This is a genomic window from Muribacter muris, assembly GCF_004569585.1.
GTDB lineage: Bacteria > Pseudomonadota > Gammaproteobacteria > Enterobacterales > Pasteurellaceae > Muribacter > Muribacter muris.
Window position 1 is genome coordinate 1 of sequence record NZ_SPPA01000064.1, and the last position, 1,147, is coordinate 1,147.

Annotated in this window: 1 protein-coding gene; it reads right to left on the reverse strand. The window is 52.1% G+C overall.

Annotated features, from left to right (window positions below):
• Nucleotides 1–1,147 (reverse strand): RHS repeat domain-containing protein (locus E4T80_RS12600; protein ID WP_135058719.1); only part of this gene is annotated, 1,147 nt, incomplete at both ends.

The window sequence follows — 1,147 nt, forward strand, 5'->3', positions numbered from 1 at the left end:
CGTCCCAAATATATTTGGTCGTTGTGTTGTCCCGCTCGCTGTACTTCTCAATCCGTCTGCCCAAGCCGTCATATTTATAGTGCCACTGGTGTTGAGCCTTGTCGTTAAAGGTGATGAGTTGGTTAAACCCGTCCCACACAAAGGTTTCGTGCCGTTCGTGGCGTTGGTTTGGGTGTTTGGTGCGGCTAATCACCCGCCCGTCTTCGTCATAGCGGTAAACCGTGTCCGACAAGCGGTTCAGTCGGTTGCCTTTTTGGTAAATATCGGTATTTTGAACAATTTGCGCTTGTTTGTCGTAGTCCGTTTGCAACGGGTCGTGCAACTGCCCGTAACGTGCCAACCCGATATGCCGTTGGGTAAGATAGCCGTTTTCATCATAGCGGTAGCTTTCCCGCAGGGTGTGATTGTCAATCACTTCGGTGATTTGCCCGTTGCGGTTGAGGGTGAAGTCAAGCCGTTCCTCCCGCTCGTGGCTTTTTATCGTGTTCTGTGCCAAATCATAGCCGTAATGCCGGTCAAGTTTGGCGAAAGTCGGGGCATCAATACCCGTGGCTTGCAATGCGTGTTTGTCGAAAAAGTGTTTCGGCTCATTCCCTGCCCGTTGTCGGATAAGGTTATCCATTGCATCATACTGCTGACGCAACTGAAAACCCTGCGGGGCGTAACGGGCAATTTCATTGCCGTTGGCATCGTAATCGCAAAAAAGCTGCGGTATCTGACCGCTTGTTTCACTTTTCCCGCTCTGTTCGGCAGGCAAATCCAGTTGTACCAACTCACCGACCCGATTGTAACGGTAAGTGGTGGTTAGGGTGGCGGTTTTGCCCTCTGTCTCGGTGATAATATGCCGGATTTTCGTCTGCGGGTCGGGGTATGCCCATTGGAGGGTGGTGCGTTGGCTGCCGTGCTGTTGGACTTCCTTAATCACCCGGTCTTGCACGTCATACTCAAAGGTCAGTGCCGTGTCGAGGGTGGTGAGTTCCGTCAGCCGACCGGCTGCATCGTACTCGTAGTTGCAGCATTCTCCCGCTTCCGTACTGATTTGGGTAAGCTGCTGATTGGCGTTATAGGCGTAATGATTGGTTTCCCCCAAGCTGTTGGTGAGGGTCGCCAAATTGCCGTTGTCATCATAACCGTAATGCCACTGTAC